The sequence below is a fragment of the Rufibacter sp. XAAS-G3-1 genome (assembly GCF_013623775.1).
Classification (GTDB): Bacteria; Bacteroidota; Bacteroidia; order Cytophagales; family Hymenobacteraceae; genus Nibribacter.
In genome coordinates, this window is record NZ_JABFAM010000008.1 from 283778 (window position 1) to 298679 (window position 14902).

Consider the following 14902-nt stretch of genomic DNA (forward strand, 5'->3'; position numbering starts at 1 on the left):
CTTGCACCCAGACCACCGTATAAGACACTATGAAATTCGGAACCAAGACCATACACGCGGGCGTATCGCCAGACCCAACCACCGGGGCCATCATGACGCCCATTTACCAGACTTCCACCTACGTGCAGCGCTCCCCCGGTGACCACAACGGCTACGAGTATTCCCGAACCCACAACCCCACCCGTAGTGCGCTGCAAAGTGCCCTGGCCGCCCTGGAGAACGGGAAACATGGCTTGTGCTTCGCCTCGGGCATGGCCGCTACGGACTGCATCATCAAAATGCTGAAACCCGGCGACGAGGTGATTGCCACCAATGACTTGTACGGCGGCACATACCGCATCTTCACCAAGGTGTTTCAGGAGTACGGGATCAAGTTCCAGTTCGTGTCCATGGCCGATATCAGCACCATTGACCAGTATGTGACCGAGCGAACCAAGATGGTCTGGGTAGAAACGCCTACCAATCCGCTGCTGAATATCATTGACATAAAAGGAACCGCCGAAATCTGCCGCAGACGCAACCTGCTGTTGGTGGTGGACAACACCTTCTCCACGCCGTATCTCCAGACGCCGCTGGATTTAGGGGCCGATATTGTCATGCACTCGCTTACCAAATACATGGCCGGTCACTCAGACGTGGTGATGGGAGCCATTGTGGTACAGGACGATGAACTGGCCGAGCGTCTGGCTTTCCTGCAGAATGCCTGCGGCGGCACGCCTGGCCCGCAAGACTGCTTTCTGGTGCTTCGCGGCCTGAAGACGCTGCACGTGCGCATGCAACGCCACTGTGAGAACGGAAAAGTCATTGCCGAGTACCTGCGCCAGCACCCCAAAGTAGGGAAAGTATACTGGCCCGGCTTTGAGAACCACCTCAACCACCAGATTGCCCGTGATCAGATGCGCGACTTCGGGGGGATGATCTCCTTTGAGCTGAAAGGCGACCGGATGGAAGATGCCATCCAGGTACTGGAAAAACTTCATTACTTTGCCCTCGCCGAGTCGCTGGGCGGTGTAGAGTCGCTTTGCGGCCATCCGGCCACCATGACGCACGCCAGCATCCCGCAGGTAGAACGCCTCAAAGGCGGCCTCTCTGACTCGCTCATCCGCCTAAGCGTGGGCATTGAAGACGTGGAAGACCTGATGGCAGACCTGGAGCAGGCGATAGGATAAGGTGTTATTATAACGTGAACTCGGGAACTGAGCGGTACATTTAGCCGAGGAAGTGTCATCTCACTTCCTCGCACGCTAATACTCCTGAACTTACCCTGTGTTTTTATAAGCATTTCTCCCCCTTTGAAGCTTATCTTGTTAGGAATAAACCCTTGCTTGCTGTTCGGGAGTTCTACTCCCGAACCTCTCTGCTGCGGAGTTCCCCCCCGCCGGGAGCCACGGTCAAAAGAAGGGGAGTGGAACTCCCCGGCAGGTTGCTTCCGGAGTTCCACTCCAGAAGAGCGCTATGATTTTCTGGGATTTCAAGGAAATAAATATCCGCTCATTTTTCCCTTCAAGATTAGTTTCGAAGGCCTGGGATGATTCCCTGCTGATCAGGCATTCCCGAGAATCACTTTTAATCTTTTTATAGCAGTTGTAATCGGTTCTTCAAACACCCTTGTCATCCCCCAACCCCCTTCAAAGGGGGACGAAATGCGTGCCTGATGGTGGAACCCCAAGATGGAACTGGTGTTTAGCTTATTTAGTTAAATGCATCTGTGACTCCTACATAGTTCTTACAGTTCCCGAGTTCACGTTACTATAATAATATTGGAAAGCCCCGTTGGTTACAAACCTTCGGGGTTTTCTGTTTCCGGCCTATTTTCCCGAAAATAGGCCGGAAACGATTTGGATGTATTCATTCATCAATGGTAGAAACCACGCATCACCTTGTCTCCACGGTACTGATCATCGGTATTGAATCATTGTTTGATCATCATTTATCTGATCCTTGATAGTAGAAGTAGGGGCAATCCCTTGTGGTTGCCCTTTCCCATTCTCCATGCTACTTTCCAAGAAATGTACGGACAGGTCGCGACCTGTCCTACGATAGCAGATGACACTCATCAGCTAACGTGCAGGGCAACCACAAGGAATTGCCCCTACATCAGCGATAACCTTCTAAAATACTATTCCGTTTTTATACTTAAGGAAGTTCAGGGCCTCTGGGCTTCACATAATTCAATCTTGTTTCGTGCGTACTAAATGAAAAGGAGTGTGAACGATGGTATTAGCCAATTGCCGAGCCCAATTCACCGCCACCGATTTTGATTTCGTGGCCAGCGTGTTATCCCGTCAAAGTAACCAGCGCATCAGCGTGGTGGAATTGCTCAGTGACCCTGAGTGCCGGGACGAGATGCTGGATCATGAAGCCTTGCCCAAAGCATTGTTGTCCAGGGAAGGACAGGTAGCGGTGTCGCAGCAGCTGTATTTTTATGTGCTGGCCCGTACGGTGCTGCGGCGGAAAGGGATTGAAGACCGGGAATTAGCCGATTACATTGGAGCGCTGCTCTGGCAATTCTCCACGGTACAGCGCATGCATTCGCCCCACGAGAAACTGCCGCACCGGTTCCATTACATTGTGGAAATGCTGGAAGCTTTATCCAACGCCTCGGCCGCCGAAGCCTTTCTGATCAGAGTCCATATAGGTAATTACGCCCTTTTCCTTTCGGGCATGTTCCACGCCTGGATTGAGAAACGGCAACAACGCGGCGCCCCAGATCCGGCCTTTTATGAATCGGTGGGAAGATCCAGTTTCCGGACGGCGGCCAACCATAAACTCGCGTATCAATTAGAACTGGCTCAGGTGTATGGCCTCCTGGCCGAAGGATTCAGAGATGCCCGGCTGGCCTTGAACGAACTGGCGCAAACCATCTGGAAAACCGAAGACAAGCCGCCTTTTACGTGGTGACAGTCCTCTGTCAAAGCGAGTGTACCTGAACTTCAGTAGTTTGGAGGTGCGCTCGCAAAATGTAGATGCCGGTTATAGAATGCTTTATGTACTTATGGGTCTAGAAAATGTAAGTTGACGTAGAAAGGGATTTCCCCTCCTGGGAGCTTATTTTGTAGGGGAATGTTCATTGCTTGCTGTTCGGGAGTTCTACTCCTGAACCTGTCTGCCGGGGAGTTCCCCTCTGCCGGGAGCCACGGGCAAAAGAAGGGGAGTGGAACTCCCCGGCAGGGTGCTTCCGGAGTGGAACTCCGGAAGAGCGGCGTTTTTAGAAGTTTTGGAAACTAAATGGCCGCTCATTTTTCCCTACAAGATTAAGTCTGCTAAAACAGGGGTTAATTTTTTGCCCGTTGGTACTGCAGGGGCCATTCCAAATCGATGCCCAGTTCTTTAGCGGCCCGCAACGGGAAGTACGGGTCTCTTAGTAACTCCCGCGCCAGCAAAACCACATCGGCCTGGCCGCTGGAGACAATGTCTTCGGCTTGCCGGGCGGTCGTGATCATGCCCACGGCACCGGTCATGATAGCGGCTTCTTTTCTGATTTTCTCGGCAAACGGCACTTGGTAGCCAGGGCCAACCGGAATGCGTACGCGGGGTACGTTGCCGCCGGTAGAGGTGTCAATGAGATCAACGCCTTTGGCTTTCAGGTGGCGGGCTAGTTCTATGGAGTCATTTTCGTTCCAGCCGTCGGGAGTCCAGTCGGTGGCCGAGATGCGCACCAGGAGCGGTAAGTCGGCGGGCCATACTTCTTTTACGCTGTCCACCACTTCCAATAGCAGCCTGATTCGGTTCTCAAAGGAACCGCCATATTCATCTGTTCTGTGGTTGCTTAGCGGCGAGAAGAACTGGTGCAGCAGATACCCGTGGGCCCCGTGAATCTCCACTACTTTGAAACCGGCTGCCAACGCCCCGGCAGCGGCGGCTCTGAAATCTGACAACACTTTCTGGATGCCAGCCTGGTCTAAGGCAATAGGGGTAATGCCGCCTTCCTGGAAAGGAATAGCGCTGGGGGCCACCGTAGTCCAGGCTCCTTCTTCCCCGGGATGCAGGGCCGTGCCTCCTTTCCAGGGAGAACGATGGCTGGCTTTGCGCCCGGCATGCGCCAACTGAATACCGGGCACTGAACCGTGCGCCTCCAGAAAAGAGGCAATGCGCTTCAGTTCGGGCAGGTGTTCGTCTTGCCAGATGCCCAGGTCATCTGGCGTAATGCGGCCTTCCGGCGAAACGGCGGTGGCCTCCAGTAGAATGAGACCAGCCCCGCCCACGGCCCGGCTACCCAAATGCACCAGGTGCCAGTCATTCGCAAATCCGTCCTGGCTGGAGTACTGGCACATAGGCGATACCACAATGCGGTTTTTCAGCTGGATGCTTTTTATCTGTAGAGGAGTGAAGAGTGCGCTCATAGAAATATCTTTCGGCAAAGTTCTTCATACTTCTTCTGGGGCGGAAAGTTTGCCAAATGCGGTGCATCAGGAGGAACCTGCTACTAAAGGAAAGCCTTACAGATGCTGTTTCAGACCAGTTTTCAGGAAAATAGCCTTAAAACGGATGACACTTCTGTAAGTAACGGACGTTCCGCACTCCTGGTGGTGGCTCCCGGCGAGTCTGGAGACTCGCTTCATCCCGTGGCACGAGATTAAAGTCTTGCGCCAGTAGAATCCAAACCTGTGAGGTCTTCAAGACCTCACAGGTTTCTTCGTTTTGGGCCCGTTTTCCGAAAAACAGCCCCGAAACGCCTCAGCGGGGCTCCTGTCCCACAGAGAGAGGAGCCCCGCTAATGCGTAAGGTCAGTAAATATAAAGCCACTCAGTTCTTCTAAGTGGCTTTGGGGAAATGATGCGTTGGAATTGTCTTTCAGAGAGCCGATGAAAAGTGCTTAGATAAAATGGTAGAGGAACGTGATAACTCCCGTAAAGGCCGGTTTCTTGCCGCCTTCAATTTCCATGGTTACCTCTAACCGAGCTTTGATCACCCCCCTCAGGTTTACGGCCGAAAGCAGTTTTACCCGCAGGCGCAGGGCGCTGTCTACCAGCACCGCCTGGTTGAACCGCAGGCTTTCAATCTCATAGTTCACCTGCATCTTCAGGTTTTCAATGGTAATAATCTGTCCCCACAGGTAAGGCAGCAAGGACACCGTCAGATAGCCGTGCGCGATGGTGCTTTTGAAAGGCGATTCGGTTTGGGCCCGCTCCGCATCCAGGTGAATCCATTGGTGGTCTAAGGTCGCATCGGCAAAGAGATTGATCTGCTTCTGGGTGATGGTGTGGTACTCAGACACGCCAATTTCAGTTCCTTCATACTGTTGTAAGTCCTCGAAACTGCGGATGATGATCTTGCTCATGAGATTTCTCTTGTCTTATAGGTAGAACCAGGAAAGTTGTGCGGGGATGACGTGCCAAAGGTAATCTCTTTTACTTGTTTGTGAAAGCGCGATAAAGCAAGAGCCCGCTGGAAATCCCTGCCGGAAAACGGAAGATAGAGAAGCGAAGGGCGAAAAGCACAAACGCCGGTGAAAGTACCGGCGTTTGTTTTGGCAAAGTTTTCTAAAAAAGAGCCCTTAAACCCAATCATAAGTGCTGGGGCTTGCTGGCAAGTCTGGGGACTAGCTTCATCCCTAGCCCCGAGACTGTAGCCTCACGCCCGTTGGTTTTAAACCTGTGAGGTCTCCAAGGCCGCACAGGTTTTCGGTTGCTTACGCCTTAATTCGCCTCCAGAATCTGGAAGAGTTCGTCAAGCTTAGGGGTGAGGATGATTTCGGTGCGGCGGTTTTTCTGACGGGCTTCGGCCGTTTTGGCGGCATCCAGGGGAACGTTTTGGGCGCGGCCCGATGGGGTGATTTTGGTGCCAGCTAAACCGGCAGTAGTCAGGATACGGGTAATCTCGGTGGCGCGCAGGACGCTCAAATCCCAGTTGTCTTGCATACCCGCGGTGCCGCGGGCCACGGGCACGTCATCGGTGTGGCCTTCCACCACTACGTTCACGTCTTGCTGGTCTTTAAGGGCGGCGGCCAGTTTGCGGAGGGCGTCCTGGCCTTTGGCGTCTACTTTGGTGCTGCCAGATTTGAACAGCAGTTGCTCTGAAAGCGACACGTACACTTTGCCGTTGCGCACGTCTACGGAGAGGTCTTTGCTGTTAAAGCCCAGCAGCGCGTTGCTGACCTTGGCTCTGAGGGCGTTCACGGCTTTGTCTTTTTCAGCCAGAATGCGCTCCAGTTCGTTCAGGCGCTCTTCCCTTGATTTCAGGTCTTTGCTGAGTTGGTCTAGTTGGGAACGGTTTTTAGTTAGGGTTTCGCTCAGCTTTTTCAGTTCATCATCGCGGCGGGCCAGGTCTTTGGAGAGGGTGGAAGTCTCCAGCGCACTGTTGGCCATGAGGCGGTCATGGTTCTTGATCAGCTTGTCATAGGTGTTGCTCAGGTCACCGTATAACGTCTGGGTTTTCCGAAGCGTACTGCCCAGCAGTGTGGTGTCAGCGGCTAGTTGGGAACGGTATTCGGTGAGGGTAGCTACCTGTTTGGAAAGGTCTGCGCTTTCTTTTCTGGCCTTGGAGAGGGCACTCTGGGAATCGGCTTTTTCGCGCTCCAGCCGTACTTTCTGGGCCAGCAGCGAGTTGTATTTCTTGGTAGTGGTGCAGGAGCCTAAGAGGAACGTGCTCATAAGGGCTACGCTGGTGTACCGGAACAAGGAGGAAGGAAACATGACAGGACTTTGTAAAGTTAAAAATGCAAATTCAAGGGTTGTAGCGGATTTGTACCAGATAGGCTGGTGGAACGTAATGAACTTTGTGCAGGCCCTAACGACCTCAGATAGCCAAAGATAAGCAGGATACGGCTTGACACAAACACCTTTACAAGTTTTTAGGCTATTTTCCTGAAATAAGCCCAGAAACGAAAGAAGCCGGGCTACAGGCCCGGCTTCTTTGATTAATGCTGTTTATGTGCTTGCTGCCGCTTTTTAGTTAGCGGCAGTAAAATAAGAATAGGCCTAGTTGGTTTGAATCAGTTTCAGGATCTTCTCAAAGTTAGGGGCCAAAATGATCTCTGTACGGCGGTTGCTTTGGCGGGCTTCTGGGGTACGGGTCATGGCAACCGGTGTGTACTGTCCGCGGCCAGCCGGAACCACCATCTGCGGCGGCACTCCGTTGTTAATGAGTAAACGGGTAATCTCAGTGGCGCGCAGGACGCTCAAATCCCAGTTGTCTTTGTAGGTAACGTTAGCGGAGGCAACGGCTACGTCATCGGTGTGGCCTTCAATCACAATTTCGGTATCACGCTGTGATCTGATGGCGGCCGCCAATTTACCCAGGGCAGATTGGCCGTTAGGGTTTACTTTGGTGCTGCCCGAGGCGAAGAGCAGTTTCTCTGGCATGGTCACGTACACCCGGCCATCACGAATGGAAACAGTCAAGCCTTGCTCCTGGAAACCGGCTAAGGCTTCGTTCACCGATGTTCTCAGTTCATTCAGGATTCTTTCTTTCTGGGCAATTTGCTGTTGGTACTGCGCCAGCTTGGCATCACGATCACGCAGATCGGCGTTGGCTTGTTCCAGGCTGCGCTGGGCAGCAGTTTTCTCTTGTTCCAGCGCGTTTTTGCTTGCTTCCAGCTCTTTGTATTTCTTAGATGAGACACAAGAACCCAGAACAGCTACTCCAAGGATCATGGCGGCGGCGGATGAGGCGAAACGTGTTTTCTTCATAGGTGGCTTTTTAATAAAAGGGTTAGTGGTGGTGAAAATGGCCTGTCATCTACTACAGCGGCGGCTCCAGCAGAGACCTTGGCTTTGAAACGGACGCAAATAAATAATAATTGCCCTCAATATTCTAATTTACTTTCTCTTTGGTGTAAGATATTGATTAGGCGATGCTTATGATCTGGCAAAGGAGCGTAAAGTAACCTATTGAGTTTCAGCGGATAGGCACTTGTGTTTTCAGGAGGGAAGAATTGTGAAAAGAAAAGTTTGTTAGATGCCATTTGCCAACCGGGTTTCGTTTCCAGAGGCTATCAGAAAATAATAGACGGTCAATTCTAGTAACCTGTCTGATGACCAACGAGAAGTGCCTGCGTGCCTGCTGTTTTAGAGGCGTTTTACAGAAAACAGGCTGAAATGAGCAGAAGAATCCAGCGGTGTAGCGTTTATGGGGCAGAAAAAACATAGGAAACCTAACGTGAACTCGGAAATTCTCACGCATTGCGTCCCCCTTTGAAGGGGGTAGGGGGATGATTACTCGTGCTGAATACGGCATTTTGGAAGCTCCAAGAAGGGGGAGGACGTACCATTGGACAGGCGGATTTCCGCCCTCTTCCGCCTTTGGCATCCCCCTACCCCCTTCAAAGGGGGACGGAATGCGTGTACAGCATAGTAGAAAGGCAAACAATGGAATCAAAATGGATTATCGTATCCCTTTAATTCCCGAGTTCACGTGAAACCTATAAAGTACTGATTTCCCTCGCTCGCCTCTGGCGAGTGTGAGCTACCTGCAGCCTCTGGCTGCTTACGAGGCTGTTTTATACTGTTCACAAAGCGGCAAGGTGCCGGAACTAGCCCACACTCGCCAGAGGCGAGCGAGGGAAATGGAATCCAGCAGTGCGACGCTTGTGAAATATGTTCTTCTAAAAGAGGCAAGGTTTCCTGCCTTTGGTGCGCCAGAAAAACAATTGCCTGTAAAAACGGGTAAAACCCATCTGCGAGGAGAAATCTGGTTTTGAAAGGTACACTAGGGAGCTACCTTTTCTTTTTTATCTTTGCACGCGTATTTGTAACTGCTTGCGGTTTCCCACTGGAGGCTTCATTGTTGATAAAAACCTTTAGAGCATCATATGGCTTGGTTTAAAAGAGTAGAAAAAGGGATCGTCACCCCAACGGAGCAGAAAAAAGAAACCCCAGACGGTCTGTGGCACAAGTGCCCCGAGTGTAAGACCGTCATCAGCACCGCCGAGCACCGGCAACAACTGTATACGTGCCCCAAATGCGATTTTCATGACCGCATTAACTCGCAGGAATACTTTGAGGTACTGTTTGATGAGAACCAATTCCAGGAACTGGATGAGAACCTGACGTCTTCAGATCCCCTTAATTTCGTGGACACGAAGCCGTACCCAGACCGTATTATCGCCACCCAGCGCAAAACCAACCTGAAAGACGCGGTGCGTACCGCCCACGGAACCATCAATGGCCTTGATCTGGTGGTGGCCTGTATGGACTTCAACTTCATTGGCGGGTCTATGGGGTCTGTGGTGGGCGAGAAAATCTCCCGCGCCATTGACTACAGCCGCACCCACAAGATTGCGTTTCTGATGATCTCCAAATCGGGCGGGGCCCGCATGATGGAGGCGGGTTACTCGCTCATGCAAATGGCCAAGACATCGGCCAAACTGGCCTTGCTCTCAGAAGAGAAAGTACCGTACATCTCGTTGCTCACAGACCCCACCACCGGCGGCGTTACCGCTTCTTTTGCCATGTTGGGCGACTTCAATATCTCTGAGCCGGGTGCCCTCATTGGGTTTGCCGGGCCACGGGTTATCAAAGAAACCATTGGCAAAGACTTGCCCAAAGGCTTCCAGAGTGCCGAATTTGTGCTGGAGCACGGGTTCCTGGATTTTATTGTGCACCGCAAAGAGCTGAAAGACCGCATCTCTAACCTGCTTCGCCTTCTTCGGCCCGCCGAAGTGGCTACCCCCGAAGAGGCAGTAACCAAAACAGAGACCGTCAAATAAGCATGTTCCAGACGTAGTGACCTGAAAAGACCTGCCTTGCACAGAGGCAGGTCTTTCTATTTTGTTCTGGCACGATTATTATTGTACCCTATATAGATTGGAGCCTATGTCTGAACATTTTGCAGGCAAATCAGTATGTAACTCCGATACTAACCAACTTTAAGCGTACGTTTACCATCAAAAAAACCAAAACTATGAAACTCTTAAAAGGAACATTTACGGCCATGTTAGTAGGAAGCTTATTCTTCTCTTCCTGCAAATCAAGTCAGACCGCCGACACGGGTACCTCTACCACTCAAAATAAAGGCATGAAAAAAACTGCCAAAGGCGGCCTTTTAGGCGCAGGTGGTGGTGCTGTGCTGGGCGGTATTATTGGCAAAGCCACCGGCAACACGGCCCGCGGAGCCATCATTGGGGCCGCCGTAGGTGGTGCCACCGGAGCCGTAATTGGGCGCCGTATGGATAAACAAGCCGAAGAACTGGAGCGTGAAATGAAAAATGCCGAGGTGGAGCGCGTAGGCGAGGGGATTAAAGTAACCTTTGATGCCGGTTTGCTGTTCGCGACCAGCTCTGCTGAGTTACAAAGCTCTTCCAGGGCCGACATCCAGAAACTGGCCGAGACCCTGAAAAAATACCCAGGTACCAACGTCCTAATTGAAGGCCACGCCGACAACACCGGGAACGATGCCATCAACCAGCCTTTATCTGAGCGCAGGGCCCAGGCCGTGGCCGACTATGCTGCCTCTTTAGGCGTAGAGCGTAGCCGTTTGCAGACGCGCGGGTACGGTTCTACCCAACCCATAGCCGATAACTCTACTGCCGCCGGCCGCCAGCAGAACCGCCGTGTAGAAGTAGCCATCTTCGCCAGCGAAGAACTGAAAAAAGCCGCTGAGCGTGGTGAGATCAAATAACGTCCCCAGATCTCTTTAAAAGAAAGGCTAGCCCAACGGCTAGCCTTTCTTATTTATCCCTTTGCTACAACTATAAAGTTCCCTCGCCCGCCAGAGGAGAGCGAGCGAGGTTAAGTTCTGAGACACAAATAATGACACATTTTTCCCTTTGTCCTCCTGGAAGGATCTTGGTCGCGAACGGCAGTAGCAGGTAGTGCGGGCAATTCTAGTTCGCCCGCAAGCTCCTTTCAGGAGAATAGAATGTAAGTTTTATTTTGCCCAATTACTTAACTGATGTTCCGCAGGAGCCTAGCTCCCCTCCGTAGAAGAGGAGCTAGGTTTCTTCGTTTTGGGGCTGTTTTTCGGAAAACAAGCCCAAAACGAAGAAATCAATGAGGTCTTATAAGACTCAAAGGTGAACCTTTGTTGTGCGTAGAGTTAGCCAGAGCGCTCTACGCACCCTTGGACAGCCAATCTCCTGATTGGCGAGCCACCGGCGCAGGCGCGCGCAGGTCTAAAGACGCTACGGGGGCTTCTGAAGCGAGCGGTATTGCGGAAGCAGATTGTTAGAAAAAACTGGCGCGAGTCTCCGGCCTCGCCGGGAACCACCAGCACGTTTGCGTAACGTCAGTTAATAAAAGGAATCTCTCTTTTTAAGGCTGTTTTATAGAAAGTAGCTCAAAAACAGGTTCACAAGGGAAGCCATCAAAAGTGACGACAACCTTGTTCCTGTAACCAGGGAGGCAGCCCGAATCAACTGATTTGGTTAACCTCTGCCGTGTTTTCGCGTTTAGGGTGGGAAACCAATAGAAATGAAGAGAATGGGAAAAGTAACAAATGCACTCTTTTTAACGCTTTTACTAACCGTGTTTGGTGCCTGTGAGCGGGTGAAAGAGAAAGAAGCCGTGGCCGACCTGCCGGAAACCTCTGTAGAAGATACCCTCGTGCTTACCCCAGACACCCTGGAAATTGAGACCGCCCTTACTGAAACCGGCACAACCACCCCACCAAGCATGGTAGTAGACCCGTATAGCGACGCAAAAGCCCATACCCTCACCAGCGAAGGAACCCCAAAGCCAAGCACCGCCGTGATGACTTCCTCCCCGGTGTCAAGATATGAGGCTCCCACCAAAGCCTCTGGCGCAGGAACTACCGCCAAAAGAAAGTACGTAAAGCCTACCCAGCAGCAGCTACAGCGTTCCCTGGCGCTGGATGCCCGCAAATCAAACCAAATGGATTTGCCCCAACTGAAGGACTACTGGATGCGGCGGCAAGATTACTACCGGCGGGCCTCTAAAAATGTAAAGTACGTGGCCGGAGATACCAAAATCAAAATCTCACAGGAAGAGACCAAAATTGAGACCCCCCGCGGCAAAGTGAAAATTGAGGGAGATGACATCAAGATAAAGTATGATTAATGCCGTGAACACGGGAATTGAAAGTGACTTTAGTAGACTAGCAAATATTGTTCAGTTACGCTAACGACGCCTATTCAACGCAGAACTCTCCCCTCAAGGGGAGAATCTGCTCTTAGCACGGCAATACGGGTGGGTAGTGAGCCAGACAATTTCTAGCTGTTCGGGAGTAGAACTCCCGAACCTGCCTGCTGCGGAGTTCTACTCCGCCGGGAACCAAGGGCAAAAGAAGGGGAGTAGAACTCCCCGGCAGCTTGCTTCCGGAGTGGAACTCTGGAAGAGCGGGTAAGAACGGTTTGGTTTTCTGGAAGTTTCAGGAACTAAATAGCCGCTCATTTTTCCCTGCAAGATCAGCCTGGGAGGGGTAATTTTTACCTTTCCACCATCTTATTCAAAAGGGCACCACTTATTCAATGATGGTTAAATTTTACCACTAGGCTTATTCAGCCGTGCGCCCCTGATCTGTTTTGGGGCTGTTTTTAGATAAACAGCCCCAAAACAGATCAGGGGCGCTTCTTTTTGCGGGTAAGGGCAACGGCCGCCATGGTGATAAGGGCTCCCAGCAAAGCCACGGCAATGTCTTTCTGGGCATCCCAGACATCGCCCTGGGTACCTAAGTACGCCATCCCCTGCGTGGGGAAAAACACATCGGCCACCGACCATTCCATCAGTTCATAGAAGGCACCCATGCTTACGGTTAAGTCAACGGGTAGCGCGTAGCTGAAAAAAGGCCGCATGTTGGTCAGCCGGTAGAAGACCTCATTCAGGGGGTAGGCCAGAAAGAACCCAAACCCGAAATGCACCAGCCGGTCATAGTGGTTGCGTTCCAGGTGCAACTGGTCTTTGACCCAAAAGCCGAACGGGTTCTCGGCGTAGGTGTGCTGGCTGCCGTACACGTGCAGCATCATAAACAGGAAAATGCAGGTATAACTGAAGTCTGAAAACTGGAAATGCTTGTAGAACGCCACCAGCAAAATTACCGCCGACAGCGTGAGTGTGTTTTCCAGCCACCAGTTTTTAGAGTCCGTGGTATGGAAACCGGTATATGCCCAGAACAAACCAAAGATAATGACATACGCGATAAGCAGCAGATTTCTACGGAAATGGGTGCGTTCCTGGTCTGTGGTAAAGGAAAAGGCCATGCAGAAGGGGTCTTAAAGGTTATACAAGCTGCTGAAGAAGCATACAGACGGCGGCTGCTTTTTCAGCATCTTAAGTATAAGAGAGAAGTGAAAGAATTGTTTATCACACTGCCTCGTGCAACCGGGCGGGCAACATGAAGTCGGGCTGGTGGTACACCAGCCCGAACGGGTTATCTTTCGGGTTCTGGGTTGGGTCACAGTGATACCCCAGGACTTTGTAATCCTTAGACAGCGGAACCAGCTTTTTATAGTACGTGTGCGCGCTGTTCTGTTCAGAAAACGTGATGTCATGGAAAATGGTAGTGGCTTTGGGGGGCATTCCCCGCAAGTACGCGAAAAGCGCCTCTGGCTGACCTAAGTCACCGGAGAACACCATTCTTTCCCCTTTTTCTTCAAAGATGTAGGCGTACGTTTGCAATCGCTCGGCATGTTGGCCGTAGGTGTCCACAGAAGTGATGCCCGGTACTTCTGACAGCGGAATAAAGTCTGCGTACCTCTCGGGTTTCTGGAGCTGCAGTCGCAGAAACTCATACAATTCGTCCCTGAAATCATCATCTGGGTACAGAATGGTAGGCCGGCAGTTGGTGTTGAAATAATGACAATGCAGCAAAACGTTGGCCAAACTGCCCGTATGGTCGTTGTGCAGGTGGGTAAGCAGGATGTATTGCACACTGCGGGTAAGCTGGTGCTGCCTGAGGACGGGGTACACGGTAAAACCACAATCCAGCAGAATGGAGTTTCCTTTAAATTCTACAAGGGCGGCCGAATTGCCGTATGCCACATCAAACGCTCCGCCCGTTCCTAAGAAGGTGAATTTCATAGTTGTATCTTACTTTCCAAGACCATGCTTTGTGCTCTAAACTGTAGAGAAGCTTCACGCAAACTTTACCATCGGGGGCTCGTTTAGAGGGAAAAGAAAAGACTATGGCTGAAGCAAATCAGCAGCTTTCTCCCTCAGAAAAGATATGGCAAGTTCATATACGGTTGAATGAAGTTTTTGGTCATCTTTCCGGCCATCCGCGCCGCGAGCCCATGCGCGAACTCATTTCCACCATGCTCTCGCACCGTACCACGCACGCCAATGAGGAGAAAGCCTACTTTCAGATGCTGGAGAAATTCCCCACCTGGGAAGCCGTGCTGGCTGCGCCGATAGAAGAATTAGCCAATGTCCTGGCTCCGGCTGAATTCCCGGGTGCCAAAGCCGTGAACATCCAGAAAGCCCTTCGCCTCATCCAGGCTGAGCACCCAGACTTCAACCTGGATTTCCTGCACAACCTGGACGTGCCCGAAGCCCTGCAATGGCTCATGTCTTTGCCCGGCGTGGGGCTGAAAACCGCTACGCTGGTACTATTGTTTAACTTCCACAAGCCCGTGTTTCCGGTAGACACGCACGTGCACCGCATTAGTCAGCGCGTAGGGCTCATTGGCGCCAAGGTCACCCATGACAAAGCCCACCAACTTCTGCTGGATCTGCTGCCCAAAGACGCGCTGGTGCTTTATAACCTGCACCGCCACCTGCTCAAACATGGCCAGAAAATCTGTACCTGGCGCGCGCCCAAATGCGAAGTCTGTGTCCTGCAGAACCTCTGCAACTACTACGCTGAGGTACGTTTAAAAGGAATAGATCAGTAGCTTTGTTTTTGGGCTGGTTTCTGGAAAAGAAGCCCGAAACGGGATTTTCAGACGGGTCAATTGCTCCAGGCCTTTGCGTTTTAGGCCTCATTTCTGAAAATGGAGGCGAAAACGCTTATAACATCTTCCGTAAGCCCCATAATTGCTGTTCAAAACAAATATCTGTGCCGTTGG

13 protein-coding genes are annotated in these 14902 nt (G+C 51.7%); 6 read left to right on the forward strand and 7 right to left on the reverse strand.

The window, feature by feature from the left end; translation table 11 throughout:
- The first annotated feature begins 29 nt into the window (after positions 1-29).
- Together HHO50_RS11335 and HHO50_RS11340 are read left to right on the forward strand one after the other, a co-directional pair.
- Complete coding sequence (locus tag HHO50_RS11335; RefSeq protein WP_181306157.1) at positions 30-1169, forward strand: cystathionine gamma-synthase; 1140 nt, start codon at positions 30-32, stop codon at positions 1167-1169.
- 1045 nt (positions 1170-2214) lie between these two features.
- Entirely contained in the window at positions 2215-2901 is a 687-nt protein-coding gene (locus tag HHO50_RS11340) for a hypothetical protein (RefSeq protein ID WP_181306158.1), read from the forward strand.
- Between the two features lie 374 nt (positions 2902-3275).
- Here HHO50_RS11340 and namA read toward each other — a convergent pair whose 3' ends face one another.
- From namA to HHO50_RS11365, 5 genes are all read right to left on the reverse strand, one after another.
- Positions 3276-4343 (reverse strand): NADPH dehydrogenase NamA, encoded by a 1068-nt coding sequence (gene namA / locus HHO50_RS11345; protein WP_181306159.1) that lies wholly within the window; start codon positions 4341-4343, stop codon positions 3276-3278.
- A gap of 473 nt (positions 4344-4816) precedes the next feature.
- On the reverse strand, positions 4817-5281 hold the full coding sequence (locus HHO50_RS11350; RefSeq protein WP_181306160.1) for a MaoC family dehydratase: 465 nt from the start codon (positions 5279-5281) through the stop codon (positions 4817-4819).
- Positions 5278-5511: a hypothetical protein gene (locus HHO50_RS11355; RefSeq protein ID WP_181306161.1), complete on the reverse strand. Its 234-nt coding sequence runs from the start codon at positions 5509-5511 to the stop codon at positions 5278-5280. Before HHO50_RS11355 ends, HHO50_RS11350 begins: the two co-directional genes overlap by 4 nt.
- 128 nt (positions 5512-5639) lie before the next feature.
- Entirely contained in the window at positions 5640-6635 is a 996-nt protein-coding gene (locus HHO50_RS11360) for an OmpA family protein (protein WP_255478703.1), read from the reverse strand.
- 285 nt (positions 6636-6920) lie between these two features.
- Positions 6921-7631, reverse strand: a complete 711-nt coding sequence (locus tag HHO50_RS11365; RefSeq protein ID WP_181306162.1) for an OmpA family protein — start codon at positions 7629-7631, stop codon at positions 6921-6923.
- Between the two features lie 1121 nt (positions 7632-8752).
- Here HHO50_RS11365 and accD point away from each other — a divergent pair.
- The 3 genes from accD (at position 8753) to HHO50_RS11380 (ending at position 11957) form a co-directional block, all read left to right on the forward strand.
- On the forward strand, positions 8753-9649 hold the full coding sequence (gene accD / locus HHO50_RS11370; RefSeq protein WP_181306163.1) for an acetyl-CoA carboxylase, carboxyltransferase subunit beta: 897 nt from the start codon (positions 8753-8755) through the stop codon (positions 9647-9649).
- Between the two features lie 194 nt (positions 9650-9843).
- Positions 9844-10560 carry an OmpA family protein gene (locus HHO50_RS11375; protein WP_255478704.1) on the forward strand — a complete coding sequence of 239 codons (717 nt, stop codon included), beginning with the start codon at positions 9844-9846 and terminating at the stop codon, positions 10558-10560.
- Positions 10561-11360: 800 nt separating this feature from the next.
- The gene (locus tag HHO50_RS11380) at positions 11361-11957 is read left to right on the forward strand and encodes a hypothetical protein (protein ID WP_181306164.1); all 597 of its coding nucleotides are present in this window, start codon (positions 11361-11363) and stop codon (positions 11955-11957) included.
- A gap of 500 nt (positions 11958-12457) precedes the next feature.
- Here HHO50_RS11380 and HHO50_RS11385 read toward each other — a convergent pair whose 3' ends face one another.
- On the reverse strand, positions 12458-13096 hold the full coding sequence (locus tag HHO50_RS11385) for a DUF2238 domain-containing protein (protein ID WP_181306165.1): 639 nt from the start codon (positions 13094-13096) through the stop codon (positions 12458-12460).
- Positions 13097-13199: 103 nt separating this feature from the next.
- A complete protein-coding gene (locus HHO50_RS11390) occupies positions 13200-13916 on the reverse strand; it encodes an MBL fold metallo-hydrolase (protein ID WP_181306166.1) in 717 nt (238 codons plus the stop codon).
- Positions 13917-14020: 104 nt separating this feature from the next.
- Here HHO50_RS11390 and nth point away from each other — a divergent pair, with 104 nt between their 5' ends.
- Positions 14021-14728 carry an endonuclease III gene (nth, locus tag HHO50_RS11395; RefSeq protein WP_181306167.1) on the forward strand — a complete coding sequence of 236 codons (708 nt, stop codon included), beginning with the start codon at positions 14021-14023 and terminating at the stop codon, positions 14726-14728.
- Positions 14729-14902: the final 174 nt, after the last annotated feature.

Coding starts and splice junctions, on each gene's coding strand:
- HHO50_RS11335 (WP_181306157.1), top strand. CDS start 30: ATGAAATTCGGAACCAAGACCATACACGCGGGCGTATCGCCAGACCCA.
- HHO50_RS11340 (WP_181306158.1), top strand. CDS start 2,215: ATGGTATTAGCCAATTGCCGAGCCCAATTCACCGCCACCGATTTTGAT.
- namA (WP_181306159.1), bottom strand. CDS start 4,343: ATGAGCGCACTCTTCACTCCTCTACAGATAAAAAGCATCCAGCTGAAA.
- HHO50_RS11350 (WP_181306160.1), bottom strand. CDS start 5,281: ATGAGCAAGATCATCATCCGCAGTTTCGAGGACTTACAACAGTATGAA.
- HHO50_RS11355 (WP_181306161.1), bottom strand. CDS start 5,511: ATGATTGGGTTTAAGGGCTCTTTTTTAGAAAACTTTGCCAAAACAAAC.
- HHO50_RS11360 (WP_255478703.1), bottom strand. CDS start 6,635: ATGTTTCCTTCCTCCTTGTTCCGGTACACCAGCGTAGCCCTTATGAGC.
- HHO50_RS11365 (WP_181306162.1), bottom strand. CDS start 7,631: ATGAAGAAAACACGTTTCGCCTCATCCGCCGCCGCCATGATCCTTGGA.
- accD (WP_181306163.1), top strand. CDS start 8,753: ATGGCTTGGTTTAAAAGAGTAGAAAAAGGGATCGTCACCCCAACGGAG.
- HHO50_RS11375 (WP_255478704.1), top strand. CDS start 9,844: ATGAAACTCTTAAAAGGAACATTTACGGCCATGTTAGTAGGAAGCTTA.
- HHO50_RS11380 (WP_181306164.1), top strand. CDS start 11,361: ATGGGAAAAGTAACAAATGCACTCTTTTTAACGCTTTTACTAACCGTG.
- HHO50_RS11385 (WP_181306165.1), bottom strand. CDS start 13,096: ATGGCCTTTTCCTTTACCACAGACCAGGAACGCACCCATTTCCGTAGA.
- HHO50_RS11390 (WP_181306166.1), bottom strand. CDS start 13,916: ATGAAATTCACCTTCTTAGGAACGGGCGGAGCGTTTGATGTGGCATAC.
- nth (WP_181306167.1), top strand. CDS start 14,021: ATGGCTGAAGCAAATCAGCAGCTTTCTCCCTCAGAAAAGATATGGCAA.